The organism is Paenibacillus allorhizosphaerae (assembly GCF_042659105.1).
In the GTDB taxonomy this organism is placed as follows: Bacteria; Bacillota; Bacilli; order Paenibacillales; family NBRC-103111; genus Paenibacillus_G; species Paenibacillus_G allorhizosphaerae.
Genome location: NZ_JBHSRV010000013.1, coordinates 1 through 14,932, shown reverse-complemented (window position 1 = coordinate 14,932; position 14,932 = coordinate 1). Strand labels below are relative to the sequence as shown.

General features: G+C 51.2%; 12 protein-coding genes and 2 pseudogenes. 8 read left to right on the top strand and 6 right to left on the bottom strand.

What is annotated here, in order from left to right:
* Nucleotides 1-61 precede the first annotated feature (61 nt).
* The 3 genes and pseudogenes from hepB (at nt 62) to ACFQI7_RS30000 (ending at nt 6,798) form a co-directional block, all read left to right on the top strand.
* Nucleotides 62-5,266, top strand: coding sequence for a heparin/heparin-sulfate lyase HepB (gene hepB, locus ACFQI7_RS30005; protein WP_218098908.1), 5,205 nt, complete (start codon nt 62-64; stop codon nt 5,264-5,266).
* Between the two features lie 249 nt (nt 5,267-5,515).
* A pseudogene (locus ACFQI7_RS37940) lies at nt 5,516-5,794 on the top strand (IS110 family transposase); the annotation flags it as partial.
* A gap of 638 nt (nt 5,795-6,432) precedes the next feature.
* Nucleotides 6,433-6,798, top strand: a complete 366-nt coding sequence (locus ACFQI7_RS30000; protein ID WP_268966823.1) for a DUF5946 family protein — start codon at nt 6,433-6,435, stop codon at nt 6,796-6,798.
* A gap of 459 nt (nt 6,799-7,257) precedes the next feature.
* Here the strand turns inward: ACFQI7_RS30000 and ACFQI7_RS29995 are convergent, their stop codons facing one another.
* From ACFQI7_RS29995 to ACFQI7_RS29975, 5 genes are read right to left on the bottom strand one after another with little or no spacing between them, the layout of a single operon-like run.
* Nucleotides 7,258-7,554 carry a spore coat protein gene (locus tag ACFQI7_RS29995; RefSeq protein WP_218098906.1) on the bottom strand — a complete coding sequence of 99 codons (297 nt, stop codon included), beginning with the start codon at nt 7,552-7,554 and terminating at the stop codon, nt 7,258-7,260.
* 11 nt (nt 7,555-7,565) lie between these two features.
* Entirely contained in the window at nt 7,566-7,766 is a 201-nt protein-coding gene (locus ACFQI7_RS29990; protein ID WP_218098905.1) for a hypothetical protein, read from the bottom strand.
* 31 nt (nt 7,767-7,797) lie between these two features.
* The gene (locus tag ACFQI7_RS29985) at nt 7,798-8,934 is read right to left on the bottom strand and encodes a zinc-dependent alcohol dehydrogenase (RefSeq protein WP_218098904.1); all 1,137 of its coding nucleotides are present in this window, start codon (nt 8,932-8,934) and stop codon (nt 7,798-7,800) included.
* On the bottom strand, nt 8,931-9,317 hold the full coding sequence (locus ACFQI7_RS29980; protein WP_218092929.1) for a spore coat protein: 387 nt from the start codon (nt 9,315-9,317) through the stop codon (nt 8,931-8,933). Before ACFQI7_RS29980 ends, ACFQI7_RS29985 begins: the two co-directional genes overlap by 4 nt.
* Nucleotides 9,318-9,329: 12 nt before the next feature.
* The gene (locus ACFQI7_RS29975; RefSeq protein WP_218098903.1) at nt 9,330-9,572 is read right to left on the bottom strand and encodes a spore gernimation protein GerQ; all 243 of its coding nucleotides are present in this window, start codon (nt 9,570-9,572) and stop codon (nt 9,330-9,332) included.
* Nucleotides 9,573-9,763: 191 nt separating this feature from the next.
* Between ACFQI7_RS29975 and ACFQI7_RS29970 the strand changes: the two genes are divergently transcribed.
* From ACFQI7_RS29970 to ACFQI7_RS29955, 4 genes are all read left to right on the top strand, one after another.
* Complete coding sequence (locus tag ACFQI7_RS29970) at nt 9,764-10,045, top strand: hypothetical protein (protein ID WP_218098902.1); 282 nt, start codon at nt 9,764-9,766, stop codon at nt 10,043-10,045.
* A 396-nt stretch (nt 10,046-10,441) separates the two neighbouring features.
* Nucleotides 10,442-10,801 (top strand): GIY-YIG nuclease family protein, encoded by a 360-nt coding sequence (locus ACFQI7_RS29965; protein WP_268966822.1) that lies wholly within the window; start codon nt 10,442-10,444, stop codon nt 10,799-10,801.
* Between the two features lie 283 nt (nt 10,802-11,084).
* Nucleotides 11,085-12,179, top strand: coding sequence for an L-dopachrome tautomerase-related protein (locus ACFQI7_RS29960; RefSeq protein WP_218099034.1), 1,095 nt, complete (start codon nt 11,085-11,087; stop codon nt 12,177-12,179).
* A 202-nt stretch (nt 12,180-12,381) separates the two neighbouring features.
* Nucleotides 12,382-12,666, top strand: a complete 285-nt coding sequence (locus ACFQI7_RS29955) for a nucleotidyltransferase domain-containing protein (protein ID WP_218098901.1) — start codon at nt 12,382-12,384, stop codon at nt 12,664-12,666.
* Between the two features lie 90 nt (nt 12,667-12,756).
* Here ACFQI7_RS29955 and ACFQI7_RS29950 read toward each other — a convergent pair whose 3' ends face one another.
* Nucleotides 12,757-13,869: a Gfo/Idh/MocA family protein gene (locus tag ACFQI7_RS29950; RefSeq protein ID WP_218098900.1), complete on the bottom strand. Its 1,113-nt coding sequence runs from the start codon at nt 13,867-13,869 to the stop codon at nt 12,757-12,759.
* Nucleotides 13,870-14,268: 399 nt separating this feature from the next.
* Here ACFQI7_RS29950 and ACFQI7_RS29945 point away from each other — a divergent pair.
* A pseudogene (locus ACFQI7_RS29945) lies at nt 14,269-14,932 on the top strand (hypothetical protein); the annotation flags it as partial.

Below are 14,932 nucleotides of genomic sequence, written 5' to 3'. Positions count from 1 at the left end.
CGCTTACCGCTTCTTTGTTACCTGCAACGCAATGATAAAGAACACGGAGAGGGTGCAAGCGATGAAAAAATGGACTCATATTATGCTGATTTGCGTGCTTCTGGCCGGCATGCTGCCGCTGTATGCCGCGGAAACGAGAGCCGAGGCGCTGCCGCTTCCGAACGGAGGGTTCGATTCCGGGCTCACTGGCTGGAGCAGGCTTCACGGGAACCAGGCGAATATGACGGTGACAAGCGAGCTGAAATATTCGGGCGGCTTTAGCCTGAAAATTAAAGACATGGAAAACGACGCCTCCTACGCGATGATCAGCGACAAGCTGCCTGTGTCCGAAGGCAAGCAGGTTACCGCTTCGTCGAAGCTGTATTTGTCGGGAGGCTCCGGTTCGGTCTATTTGTATTTTTATAATGCGGCCGGAACGATGATTCAAAGCGTGTTTTCGAGCAAGAGCTCGCCGCAAAACGAATGGATCGACGCCAGCATCACCGGTACGGCGCCGGCCGGCGCCACGCATGTCAGCGTCGTGCTGGCGACGAACATCGTCAACGTAGGCACAGCGTATTTCGACAGCGTCAGCCTGACGGCGACCGTGCCGCTTGCAAACGGCGGCTTCGAATCGGGCTTGACCGGCTGGAGTGCGGTCTTCGGCAGCGCGGCGCAGATGATCGCATCAAGCGAAGCCGCCTATACCGGCTCCAAGAGCCTAAAAATCGTCGATAACTCGGCAACGGCCTCGTTCGGGATGGAAAGTGACAAATTCCCGGCTTCCGCCGGCAAGCAGTATACGGGCGAGGTGAAAATGCGGGTCGACAGCGGGGCGGGGGCGATCTATATCCGCTTCTACGACTCCGCGAACAAGCTGCTTGATTCAAAGTCGGCCAGTACGGGCGTTACTTCAGGGCAATGGCGGAACGTCACGGTGACGGCGATCGCCCCCGAAGGAACCGTGAAGGCGGCGATTTTGCTGTACAGCGCGCAAGCGACGGTAGGCACCGTATATTTCGATGAAGCGAGCATCTCGGAAATCAGTCTCGCCCGCGGCACCGTAACGGATGCCGCCACCGGGTCGCCTGTCGCCTGGGCGTCCGCCTATTTGTATGCGGCGGAAGATACGGGCTTTGCCAGGCCGCTGGACAAAGCGACTTCCGATGCCAGCGGGAAGTTCACGTTCCCGGGCAGCGTCCAGAATGGAAACTATGTTGTGCGCGCGGCGAAGGACGGCTATTTGCGCGGAACGGTCTCCGTCCAAGTCGGCGGCGGTGGCAGCGGCAGCGCGGCCGTGACGCTGGCCAAAGATATGGCGGCCGCCGTGTATACGGTGAGCGGCACAGTGCGGACACCCGGCCAGGACCAGCGTCTGGCCGGCGTGAATATCGCCTTGTACGACGACGACGATGCTGCGTACTCGGTTTCGCTCGGCGCAGCCGTCTCCGCGGCGGACGGGACGTTCACGCTCGACCGGCCGGTCGTAAACGGCCGATATTTGGCGCGGGCCGTAAAGGCGGGCTATTATACGGCGACATTCCCGGTTGCGGTGCAGGACGGCCATTTTACCGGAGTCGATTTCCAAATGCCGCCGCTTAGCAGCGTCACGGAGCAAAATATGCCCAAGCCGCCGTCTGTCCATCCGCGCCTGTACGTGACGCCGGAGCTGATCCCGCAGCTGCAGGCGAAAATCGGGACGCCGGCGTTTCAGCCGATCTGGAGCAAAGTCGTCGCTCAAAGCTATATTTCGGAATATACGGGGAGAAGCAGCGGCAAGACGCTTGATTTCGAGACGTACATATTCCCGGCGCCGGAAAACGCACGTTACGTGAAGCTGTTCGGCAGAGGAAACTCGACGAACCAGTGGAATTCGATTACGGAGACGGAAATCTATACGCGCGCCGACGGCGGTCAACTGGAGAAGCTGCCTGTGCAAAGTGCGAGCTGGAACAGCCAGGATCGGCAGTACGACGGAAACAACACGATTGACGGCAATCTGGATGCGGAATCGAGATGGTCGGCGGAAGGTACGACGGAGTGGATAACGTACGATCTCGGGGCCGCGAGGACCGTGACCGATCTGAAGATCGCCTGGTACAGCGGCAATACGCGCGCTTCCTATTTCGACATTTATGTCTCAGCCGACGGATTGAGCTGGCGGCTCGTCGATCTCGGCATGGGCAAGCCGCCGGGCTTGCTCGATCCGCCGCCGACCGGCCAATCGAACTATTCGGCCTCACTGAAGAACGCGATCGAGTACAACGCGATGAAATATTTGCTGCTGGGCGACGCGGCCAGCGGCCGACTCGCGATCCGCGCCGTGCTCAACTTCATGGACACCGCCGTCTATGCCGGTCTCGATACGTTCCGGCCGATCGGGGATACGATCCATGCCGCTTCCGTCACGTACGACTGGTGTTACCCCCTGCTGTCGGCGGAGGAAAAAACGGCCCTTATCGCCAAAATCAAAACGCTGGCCGCCCAAATGGAGATGGGCTATCCTCCGACCAAGGGCGGAGCGGTTACCGGACATTCCGGGGAAAATATGCTGATGAAAGACCTGCTGGCCGCCGGCATAGCGGTGTACGGCGATGACCCGGAAATTTACAACGTGTCGGCCAAACGGTTTTTCGGCGAGTTCGTTCCGGCCCGCAACTTCTGGTATTTGTCGGGCATGCATCATCAAGGGGATTCGTACGGATTCGGCGTGCGGCTCATGCCGGAGCTGTGGGCGCAATGGATGTTCGCCAGAATGGGGTATCCCGGGGTGTTCGCGGATGAACAACGGGACGTGCTGTACCGTGCCCTCTACATGCGCAGGCCCGACGGCCAGCTGCTGCGGGACGGAGATTCGTCATGGCAAAACTCCTACGCTCCAGGGGCATATTGGAAAATATCATCGCCCATTCCGCTGCTTGCCGCTTCTTACTACAAAGATCCGTATTTGCAGGGCGAGTTTTTGCGGGAGCATACGATGGGGTCCAATCTGTTCGTCGAAATATTATTCGCCGATCTCGATGTGTCCGCAAAACCGGTGGACGATTTGCCGTTAACACGTTATTTCGGATTTCCGTACGGGACGATGATCGCCCGCACCGGCTGGGGAATGGACGGCAATGCGGGCAGGGTCTCCGATGTCGTGGCCGAAATGAAAATCGGCAATTATCAATACGGCAACCACCAGCACCTCGATATGGGTAGCTTCCAGCTGTACTACAAAGGCGGGCTGGCCGTCGATTCCGGCATGTACCAGGGCGTATACGGCGCTTACGGCAGCGAGCACGACAATAATTACTATAAGCGCACGATCGCGCACAATGCGATGCTTGTGTACGACCCGGCGGAACGGTTCTACAACAACTGGGCGAACGACGGCGGGCAGCGGAAGCTGCCGGAGGCGAATAAACTCGACGATTTGCTCGGGAAAAATTATTACGGCGGCGTTGTCGTCGGTCATCAGTACGGACCGGACCCGGTCGCGCCGGAGTTCAGCTACATGAAGGGCGATTTGACGGGCGCATATTCGGACAAGGTAGAGCAGTTCAAACGCTCGTTCTTGTTCCTGCGGCTGCAGGACGAGCAGCATCCCGCCGCCATGATCGTATACGACAAAGTCGTGTCCGCCGATCCGAACTTCAAAAAGTATTGGCTGCTGCACAGCATGGAGGAGCCAGAGGTCAGCGGCAATACGACGACGATCGTACGCAGCGAAGGCGGATATTCCGGCAAGCTGGTCAATGAAACGCTGCTGCCCGCCGCAAGCAATGCATTGATCGAGAAGGTCGGGGGCCCCGAACACGAATTCGATGTATTCGGGACGAACTATATGCAGGTGCCGGCGAAGCCGGCCGGACAGCAGACGGTCGAGGCGGGGGCGTGGCGGGTGCAAATTTCGCCGAAGGCGCCGGTGGAAACCGACCGTTTCCTGAACGTCATGCAGGTGCTGGATAACGGCGGTACGGTGCCGCTGGCGGCGACCGCCGTCGAATCGGAGCGGATGACCGGCGCGGCGATTGCGGATGCGGTCGCTTTGTTCAGCAAATCGGGAGACCGGGAAAGCGGATCCGTCTCATTTTCCGTTTACGGCGACCGGCAGCTTCATTTTGTCGTGACCGATCTGGCTGCCGGCTCGTGGAAAATCTCGCGCGGCGGGGAAGAAACGCTCGGGGAAGTAAGCGCGGAAGGCGGCGTCCTGTATTTCGACGGACAGCCCGGCGCGTATACGCTCACGTACATGGGGGCCGCTGACATCGTCCCCCCGGTGACGAATGCTCGCATCGACGGGAAAAGCGGCGCGGGTACGTTCAACGACCGGGATGTAACGGTGACGTTTAGCACGTATGAGCTGCTGTCCGGCGTGAACCGGGCGGAATACCGGCTGGACGGCGGCAATTGGACGACCGTCACCGGCGCCGTCTATTTGACCGGGGAAGGGGTGCATACGCTCGATTACCGGTCCGTCGACGGTGCAGGCAATATCGAGACGCCGAAGCAAGCCGTGATCGGCATTGACAAAACGGCTCCCGTCCTGCGGTTAAACGGCAGCCCGGTCATCAATCTGCTGGCTGGAAGCACCTACGCCGATCCCGGTGCAACGGCGGAGGACAATCTCGATCCCAGCGTCGCCGGACGAATCTCCGTTATCGGCGCACTATACGATAAGGTGCCCGGTACGTATTACTTGACGTACCACGTCGCCGATGCGGCCGGCAATGCCGCTCAGCCCGTCTCGCGCACCGTGCAGGTGCTCGATCCGTCCGGCATCGCGAGAATCGAATTCGATTCGCCGATGTACGTGATGGAGCCGGGCGCGCAGCGGCAAACGGTCGTTACCGCCGTTTACGGCGACGGCCGCCGCCTGCAAGCGACCGCGCTGGCGGCGTACGGATCGGAGAAGCCGACCGTCGCATCCGTCGCGAGCAGCGGCATCGTGAATGCGGCCGGGAGCGGCGGAACAGTCGTCACCGCTACGTTGGGGAGCCATACTGCTTGGGCCGTCGTCGGCGTAGGTGAGCGCGTGCCGGCTACGTTTCTTGCGGTGGAGGAGCTGCTTCGCAAGTATGCCGCACTAGACGAGGTGTTGCCTTCGCTTCAAAACCAGTTAGGCAATCGGCTGATGCAGGCGGAGAAAGATTGGGAGAAGGGACATACGGATCAGGCGCTTATGCACTTGAACAATTTCCTTGAAACGTTGCGCAAGCAAGCGGACAAAGCGTCGCTCCGGGCTGCGGACCAACTCCGCGGCGGCGTGAGCGAATTGATCCGGCTGTTGTCGGGAAGATAACGGGATCTTCTTTCGTTCGGATTCAATGCGGAAAGTTACCAGAATCTTCGTTGCACGAAATCCGGATAAGCTTACCCGGGTTTAGGCAAGTCGAATGCAGATTTCTCCATTTAAGTTTGTGAACATTACGTCATTGATAAACATTCCTGTTAGTCCTAAGAAGCGGGCTTTGTAAAAAAAGGAGCGTCTCGGTATGATGGGTTTGTCGACGGGTTTGATACCCAACACCATCAAGGAGGCGCTCTTGCTATGAAGTTTAATCAATCACACGGACAAAATCAACGAATTGAACGAATTACCACCTCTCATCTTGTTGTCGGTATCGACATGGCTAACATGTAGCGCAAGCTACAAACTTCCGAGGTATAGTTCTTACGAATAGGCACCTTTCGTTTAAAAAACACACAGGAAGGGTTTGAAAAATTAAAACGGTGGATAGAGGGATTACAGCAGAAGCACAGGTTACAGAGCCTTATCATTGGCATGGAACCGACAGTACACTATTGGAACAACCTGGCCAGCAGGTTGAAGCTGTGATTGCGTTTGGAGTAGCGCAAGGCCGAAACAAATATGCGTTATAACCCCCTCGGGGATGCAAGGTGGTTCCATTTCCCAGCTTGTGGCATGGAACTCACTGGCATGTGGGAATAGCTCGTTTTGAAGTTTTCATTGAATTAACGGGCAGGATACTTCCAATTTGTGGTACCTTATGATGTATAAAGATACTCTTGAATAGGAGGGATAAGGTGAAATATTGGAGATATTTAGGCATCCTTTCATCTTTAGGAACAATAGTGCTTTGGCTAGTTCTAAACTTCAATAACCCATATAATTCTGCATCTCTAAGTAATGACGTTTTGATAAGAACGGGGGTATTTCTTTTAGCCCCTGCATTTGTAGCAGTTATAGGCTCGATTTTTAGGAAACGTTTCACTATGCTCGTCGCATTTTTTTGGTCCCTCCCTTTAAGCATCTACCTAGCTATGACACCCAGTATTTTTAAGTTATTTATAGTTACTTCACTTTGTTATCTTTTATCCGGAATTCTGATGAAATGCAACGCAACGCCGATTAATAAACGGATACGATAGCTTAATCACAACTAAAATGCAGCTGCCGGCGTGGATCGGCAGCCGCGTTACGCTAAACCAGCTAATAGATTATCAATGGGACTTGAGTTCACAGATCCCGGTTACGGACGGGTTCATTTTCTCACCGTCGCCTGTTACATGGTTCAACATGAGGGTTACAGCGATGAAATGTATGTCTGGGTGCAAACCGCGCTGCGAAAATACCTGGAGGAAGGCCACACCTCGGAGATGATTCGTCAGGATGCCGCCCAAGGACCCGGACGCACCAAGGGAATTCGAAGGCCGGCGGATGCCCCGCCTATTCCCAGGGTTGCCTGGTCCATGACGATCGCCGATGTGGCTGCGCAGATGCAGGATCCGGAAAGTTATTGCAAGCTTATTGAACAATGGGGACATACAACGCTGCAAGAGATGGGACCGCTTGTTTTGAAAAGGCGATAGGATGGGTTATAGTACAGCGAAGGTTCAAAGATAACTAAAGTAACGGATACGATTGTGTAATTGGAGCAGGCGCCGCGGCGACCTGCTCTTGATCATTAAAATAACGGGCAGAATAGTTCAATTAATTCTACAGAATGCCGCGGGGATTGAGTAATTACTAAAATCACAAATCAGACGTTATCTGAAAAGATTGGCAACATAAGAATACTTATAGAGAAAAGGGTAGCCGTGAGAGCGGCGATCCATAGAGTGCGTTGCGATGACCATCAGAAGCAAAACAAACGAAGGAACGCTTGTTCAAGTGTGTTTGTGGTGCCAGCGGCAATAAGTGCGGAGCGTATCCGCCCTTATTGTATTGTTGGATTCTTGACACGGGGAACATTTTGTTCTCTGAAGTCTAATCAAAAACGCGCCTGAACCATTGTGGTTTTGCGCGTTTTGCCGGGACGAAATACGGTGTCAGGACGGAATGTTCATAGCGGTCTGAATGTTTTTCAGATCGAGCTGAATTTGCTCTGGAATATGGTAGGGATGGTATAGGCCCCGCTGCATCATGTAGATTGTTATCTTTTCATGGGAGTCTATGGCTTCGTCGAGCTGTTTCATCAAAATTTGCTTGATTTCGGGGGTGGCACATTCGGTCACGGCCATGGCGTAGTTTCTGACTCCGCTCTTGGCGTTCATCAAAAAATCCATTGCGATCACGTCATCGGTCAGCGTATGAAGCCCTGTCATGTGTTCTAATATTGTGTTCATGTTTTTATCTCCTATAGGGTCACTTTAGACAGCACTCCACCGAGCTCCTGAAGCTGCTGCTGTGATAATTGCACGTCTTGCTGCAAAATTTGCATGAGCTCCGGGTCGGCTACCAGAGCTTGCATGGTTTTGGTTTTGGTCATGCAAACCGTCTTGAACGCAGCCATTTCATGAACCTCCAGCATCTCATGCAAAGCGTAATTGGAATTCATTCGGATTGTCCTCCCATGTATCTATCCATATTCAAGGCTTTAAGACGACTTTGATGCAATCGTCCGTTTTCGTATCGAACACTTCATAGCCGCGCTTGGCCTCGCTGAGCGGAATGACGTGCGTAACAATGTCTCCAGGGTCCACTTTGCCCGACGTAACCAACTCGTACATATACGGCATGTAGTGAATGACCGGAGCTTGTCCGGAACGGATATTCACGTTGCGCTGCATGATGTCGCCGAGCGGGAATCCGTTATAGCGTCCGCCGTATACCCCAGTGACTTGGATGGTCCCGCCTTTGCGGACAGCCTGAGACGCAATGATAAATGCGCTCATGGTGCCGCCTTGCAGTTTCAAACCGCTGGCTAGAAATTCGAGATCGCTCATCTTGCCGTCCATTCCTACCGCATCAATCACGACATCGGCGCCGCCTTTGGTCATTTCCTTGAGATTGTTGCCGATATTCTTATCCTGTTCGAAGTTTACGATTTCCACATTGTTCGTTCGCTTCGCATGCTGTAAGCGGTAATCGACATAGTCGACGGCGATGACCCGCTTTGCTCCTTTCAGCCAGCAGAATTTCTGGGCCAGAAGTCCGACCGGACCGCAGCCGAGCACGATGACCGTATCTCCATTCTTTACGCCGGCGTTATCTACGCTCCAGAATGCCGTCGTCATGGCATCGGCGATCAAGCTTAGCTTTTCGTCCGGTTGTTCGCAGTTTTCGGGAATCTTAAAGTGGGTAAAATTTGCAAACGGAACTCGTAGATACTCGGCTTGCCCGCCAGGGTATCCGCCTGTCGTTCCGGAGTAGCCGAAATATGCTCCCATATCCCCGTGTTCGTTTGACTTGTCACATTGGCTTTCCAACTGATTTTTGCAAAAAAAGCATTCTCCGCATGCGATGTTGAACGGGATGATCACACGGTCGCCTTTCTTTACCTTTGTCACGCCGGGGCCTACCTCTTCTACGATCCCCATCGGTTCATGCCCGATGACATAGTTCTCCTGAAGGTTAGGGATCATCCCGTGAATAAGGTGAAGGTCAGAACCGCAAATGGCGGTACTGGTGATCTTTACGATCATATCGTCCGGTTTCTCAATCTTCGGATCCGGCACCTCTTTGACCACGACATTTTTAATCCCTTGATACGTTACCGCCTTCATGCTTTATGTCCTCCAATATGTTCATCTGGGGTCCGATCAAACATTCCTTTACGTGACGTATCATCCGGGAACAAATTCATCTGCCCAATCATCACCGTATTTTTCGCCGAAAGCTGGTCGAGTTGGTACTGTTCGTTCAGCTCGTAAGGATGGAACCATTTTTTGCGAATCATGAGCTCCGTGATTTCTTGGTGCATTGCAATCCCCTGCTTAAGATGATTGCGCAGCAGCGCTCTTACATCCGGAGAAGCCGTTTCCGTCAGGGCGATGGACAAATTTCGCACACCCTCCTTGGCACGAAGAAGGAAGTCCATTGCAAAAGTCATATCTGCCATTTCCGGCATATTTAATGAATTAATCGGGTCTAAATAATCGGTATTCATTTGCGTTCCCCTTTAATGTGTTATAGGTGTCGGGCTATTCGGAACAGGCGCCTGGAAAGGAGCTCTTGCGTAGATTGCTTGCAGCTCGGCGATCTGTAGTGTGGATTGAATTACGTCTTTCTGCATCAACGCTTTTAGCTCTTGGTCAAAGACCAAGCCTTGCATAAGTTTTGACTTAGCGAGGCAGAGCGTTTTAAAGTTTAACGCTTCATGCAGTTCCATCGATTCGTGCGGCGCTAGCGTTGGCGTATTCATTGAGAAATTATCACCTCCATTTTTTCATCAACGTTAGATTTTCCGACGCATCGGATCTTATACTAAAATGGATTGCCGGAAATGTGGGATCCGGATATTCCCATGCAGTCGCAGGAATATAAACAAAATCTCAACCGCATACTTATTTCTGTTTAAATTAATGATCTTTGCTCAAGGGAGGAGGACTCGCCTTGCCCAATGAAAACAAAATTGATCTAGCCACCGAAAATGCAAGAAAACCGGCAGAAGGTACACTTAACTCGAGCAGCAATACGCTGGAGCAGCATGCATCTAACGCGGTTTCTGAGGCGCAAACGGCTTTAAATCAGGCGATAAGCTCGATAAGTGAATCTAATGCGGCAACAAATTCACAAGGTTTGGAGACGGCCCGGCGGCAATTGACCCAAGCAGAGGAATTTTTAGATCAAGCTCAAACTTCAGCAAACGCATTACGTCTGCCGAACCAACAATAAAACGGTCTTAGCGCAGAGAGGCTTGGCAGAGATTCTCCTTCTTTTTCGGATACAAGTGGAGTCAGGCTCACATGGCCGTCTGTCTATGTCGAGTAGACGCTGCGGATGATGTTTTCCGAATTTACGCCGATACTCTCCGCATGGGCAAATAACCTGCGTTGCGCTCGGAGGAACGTATTTGCCATAGACACGGAGAGTCACAGTCAGAAGGCTTCGGCTTGTGCCGAAGCTTTTTGTTTTTTGAGATGTCTCGGACATTTTCAAAAAACTTAATCGAATCCGGATATTATTAAGCAGTGGAGCCCAATTTATACAATTTGCCGGACTTTGATCTCTCCCTGAAGACAGCCTGCTTCACTTTAGAAATTGAATATCGACAAAAATTAACTCATCCACGTGTCGGAGCACCGCGAACTCATTCACAAGATTGGCGTTACAGGCGGCAAAGTGGAAGCCCGCATCGCCAATGCGTCGCATGATGCCACCTACCTGTTGGCGGATGTTGAAGTCGTCGCCAGCTACAAACTGGCCGGCATCAACTGGATGAAGCTGAAAGGGATATTCCATCGCATCTTTGCACCGGCTCAGCTCGACCTCACCATCCATGACCGCTTCGTCCACCCTGTACGGCCGCAGGAATGGTTCCTTGTACCGCTGCACGTGATTGACGAAGCGGTGAGTCGTATTCGCGATGGCTCGATTACCAATGTGGTTTATGATCCTAAGACGGCCAGTTTGGTTGGCCTTGCTCGGTAGAGATGCAGATTCAAATCTCTAATCCAACTGAGAAGGACGCCCAATAAGGGTGTCCTTCATTTCGCCGTTGGCCCCGTTACGGTGAACCGTAACACAGAGAGCATCGTATCTCATTGCGCTAACGTGGAACGTTAGCGTAAACACGGTTAGTTTTAATTTGAAAACGAAAACAAGCCATTGAAACTACGTTTCGGTTAGAAAAAGAATCATTAAGAGCGAGGCATTAGAAAAAGTTTTAAACATATATAGGTAATATCCGTTCTAATATGTCGGGGAGGATATCATAAAACCTATGTTACCTATTGAAGAATATTTCGGTAAGTTAGAACTCGTGTATTCATTTTATGGGGCTATGCCTACAGGCGTTAGCGTATCAGAAACCGGCCGTATCTTCATTTGCTTTCCGAAATGGGGAGATGACGTTAGATTTACGGTAGCGGAAATTGTTGAGGGTCGGTTGCAGCCTTATCCTAATTTAGAAACGAATTTGATAAACCCTTTGAATATCACTATGTCCTTCATCAGTGTCCAAAGTGTAATTGCTGATGGAAGGGGAACCCTGTGGGTACTGGATACGGCAGCACCAAATTTTTCTGAGCCTATTAAAGGAGGGGCAAAATTAGTCGCTGTAGATTTAAAAACAAATACAATAAGAAAAGTATATACGTTTGCAGAAGATGTAGTCTTGCCGACAACGTATCTGAATGATGTCCGATTTGATTTTCGTGTTGGTAAATCAGGTTACGCATATATAACGGATTCTTCTTCCAAAGGTCCAGGCTCTATTATAGTCGTAAATTTACAAAATGGAAATGCGTTTAGACGGTTAAATGGAGCAAATTCAACTTCACCCGATCCGTATTTTTTACCGAAAGTGGAAGGTAAAATTTTGATGAATCGAAACACAGATGGTTCGACATCTCCCTTTCGATTGGCATCTGATGGTATAGCGATTTCCCCTGATGGTAAAATTATATTTTTTTGTCCATTAACCAGTCGTCATCTATACTCGATCTCAACAGAAGCCCTAAGAGACAGAACGATACCGGATTTCAATTTACGTTATCATGTGCAGTATTGGGGAGAAAAAGGTGCGTCTGATGGATTGATAACCGATGCAAAAGGAAACGTTTACGCTGGAGACTATGAAAACGATAGTATTCGAAAGATATTGCCGAATGGAATAATGGAAACCATCGCACATGATCCGAGAATTTTATGGCCGGATACTTTTTCTATTGGTCCGGATCAACACTTATATGTTATTGTGAACCAATTACATCGGCAGGCAAGATTTCATTATGGAAAAGACCTGCGACAAAAACCTTATAGTTTACTTCGTATAAAAATTGATGAATTACCAGCTCCTACCTTTTGATAAATATTTCACTTTACAAAGTTGACTCTATTTGCATAGAAAATGCATTTTATGACTTTATGGTTATTAAGAATTTGGAGGCTGCCGCTCGGCAGCCTGTTCAACTAACGGGATACGATAGTGTGGAGCTACCGCGAGGAATAGAGTGGCCGCCTTAGTAATCGGCTTATGGAGCTTGATACATATGCTTGGGGGTGGGGGCATGTCAATCGAGTCTGAAGAGTTGGATTTTGTTTCCGCTATTATGGAAGGTTACCGACTTCCGTGGTTTTTTTCTGGTGGCTGGGCAATTGACCTTGCACTGGGAAGATTAACACGGCGTCATGATGATGTAGATATATGTGTTTTTCGGGAGAATGTCAAAGAATTTATTGAATTCTTTACGGAATGGAATATTCAAGTCGAGAATCGCGCAGAAGACACTAATGGCTCTTTAATGCCATTCAAACACTGTTTCCCAATTCAAGGAATGACAGATTATCAATAATATAATCTAGCAAGGGCGATCACTACACTAACGGGTTTAAGATGGCCGCCCGAAACTCTCCTGGAGGAGCTCCGGGCAAGCTGCAGCCGTTTAAATATACTCGCTTTTTGTATCAAAGATCGAAGCCGGCAGCTTGTTCCAAGCTTCGAATGTCGTGGTCATCATGTAGCGCAGTCCGCTGGCGGCGGATTCATAGGCGCCAAACATCACCTCGTGCACGTGAAGCTGCTGACGCCCGTGCTGCTTGGGCTGCATATCGGCGCGTAGGCAGTGGACAAAGTGGCTCATGATGTTCTGTTCCGACTCCAGCGGCTCTAGTAGCTTCGGAGCGTAGCAATTGGCGTAGCCCCGCCATGTTACTTGCTTCGCATCCTCAATTGCCGTGTGCGGAGAGTGAATGACCAGAGGGAATCCGCTGTCGTTCAGCGCAACGGTTCCTTTGCGGCCGTAGATCAGCGTATTGTTTTGATTGAAGGACGTGCCCCACAACGTACGGATCACAGCATGCTGTCCACCGGCAAACTCCACAATGAGAGTGGCGTTGTCGTCCACATCGCTTTGTACGCGTTTACCTCCGTTCACGATGCGGTTAGGGATCAGCGTCCCTACCTCCGCCATCACGCTTCGCGCAGGTCCGAGCAGCGTAATGAGCCGGCTGACCGGATAGACGAGGCAGTCAAGGACGGCGCCGCCATGCGAAATCTCCTTGTGATAATACCAATTGTCACGGCCTGGCCCGGGAATGTTGAGCTGCGCCTCAGCCCCGGTAATTTTGCCGATCGTCTCTTCGTTAACATAGTTCAGCGAAGTTGTTAATCCCGGATTCAAATCGTACGGCAAGCTCATGAAAATGAGTCTCTTCTCTTCAGCCAGTTCCACCATGCTGCGGCAGTCTTCGAACCGGGTCGCCATCGGCTTTTCGTTAAGCACGTGCAGCCCCCGCTCAAGCGCAGCGAGCACCACCTCGGCATGCACCGAATGAGGCGTCGTGACGACGACGGCGTCGAGTTCCTCGGTATCCATCATTTTGTGGTAGTCGTCATACCATCGGGGCACATTATACATCTTGGCTTTTTTCTCGGCGTTTTCTAGCCTTCTTGCGCACGTTGCCGTAAACTCGACCTGCTCTAGCTTGGCCGCTTGTTCAAAAAAACGGTTGCTGATATCTCCGCTACCTACCATTCCCAACTTGATCGGCTTCATTCGGGTTCCTCCCCTAACGTAGCATTTCGTGCATTCATAAATTTAATTATAAGCGACCTTGCCCCCGGTGGAAACCGCTGAAATATTCGATGCTTAGTTTCCTGCGTAAAGTTAGGTCCCACAGGAACTTGTCGTCATTCCGTTCGGTTAACATGCTTAACGCATTTATTGGAAGTAACGGGAAGGATAATGGAGTATGGGCAATAAGTTGGAACCGGATTGTTTCAATATTAAGTTAGAACCCGCCAAAATGCGGGTTTATTTCTTTAATAGGGACAGGATCTTTTCATCTTTCCTGTGACAAGAACTTGTACGATTATTTGTGGAAAATATAACCACTAATGACGCAAAAACTGGATGTTAGGCGAATAGACTATACGTATAAGGAGGAACACGTCCATGGATAACATTGGGAATCGATATATGCTCGAACAACCGATTAAAGAAATTACAAACGGGCTATTGTTAAGAGGGATGGATCTGACCTTCAAACGTAGTGTTCTTCTATATACATTCCAAGAGACAGACGAACTAGCGCATCAGGAAGCTTTACGTTGGATGAGAAAAGCATCCCAGATGTCCGACGAGCATTTCATGCACGTTCTGGATGCACGTTCGGAAAACGGATCGTTGTTTGCCGTTCTTCAGGCGGAAACGGGAAGACCGTTGTCTGATCGGTTGATAGATTTGGAGATAACGGGCCACAAGGCTCTCATGTATGTGCACGAGCTGGCCAAAGGAATTCGAGAAGCTCGCCGAAAACGGCTGCCCGAATGCTCCGTTGACGCGGAAAATCTGTGGATTGAAGATAATGGCCGGTTGCGGATCATAAATTTTTGGGCGGAGGGAAAGTACGGACGACGCGGTGTACCGGGGCTGGCACTGCTATTGTACCAGCTGGCTGCCAAAACAGATATCCCGACATCCTCTATTAGCGTCTATTCATTCGAGATGAATCGGTTGTTTGCGGATTTGTCGGATGAAGCTCGGGAACGTGCCATAGCTTTGGCCTGCAGGGCGTATGAAGGGTTATGCACGCTTGCCGATTTTCAGCAAGAGCTGG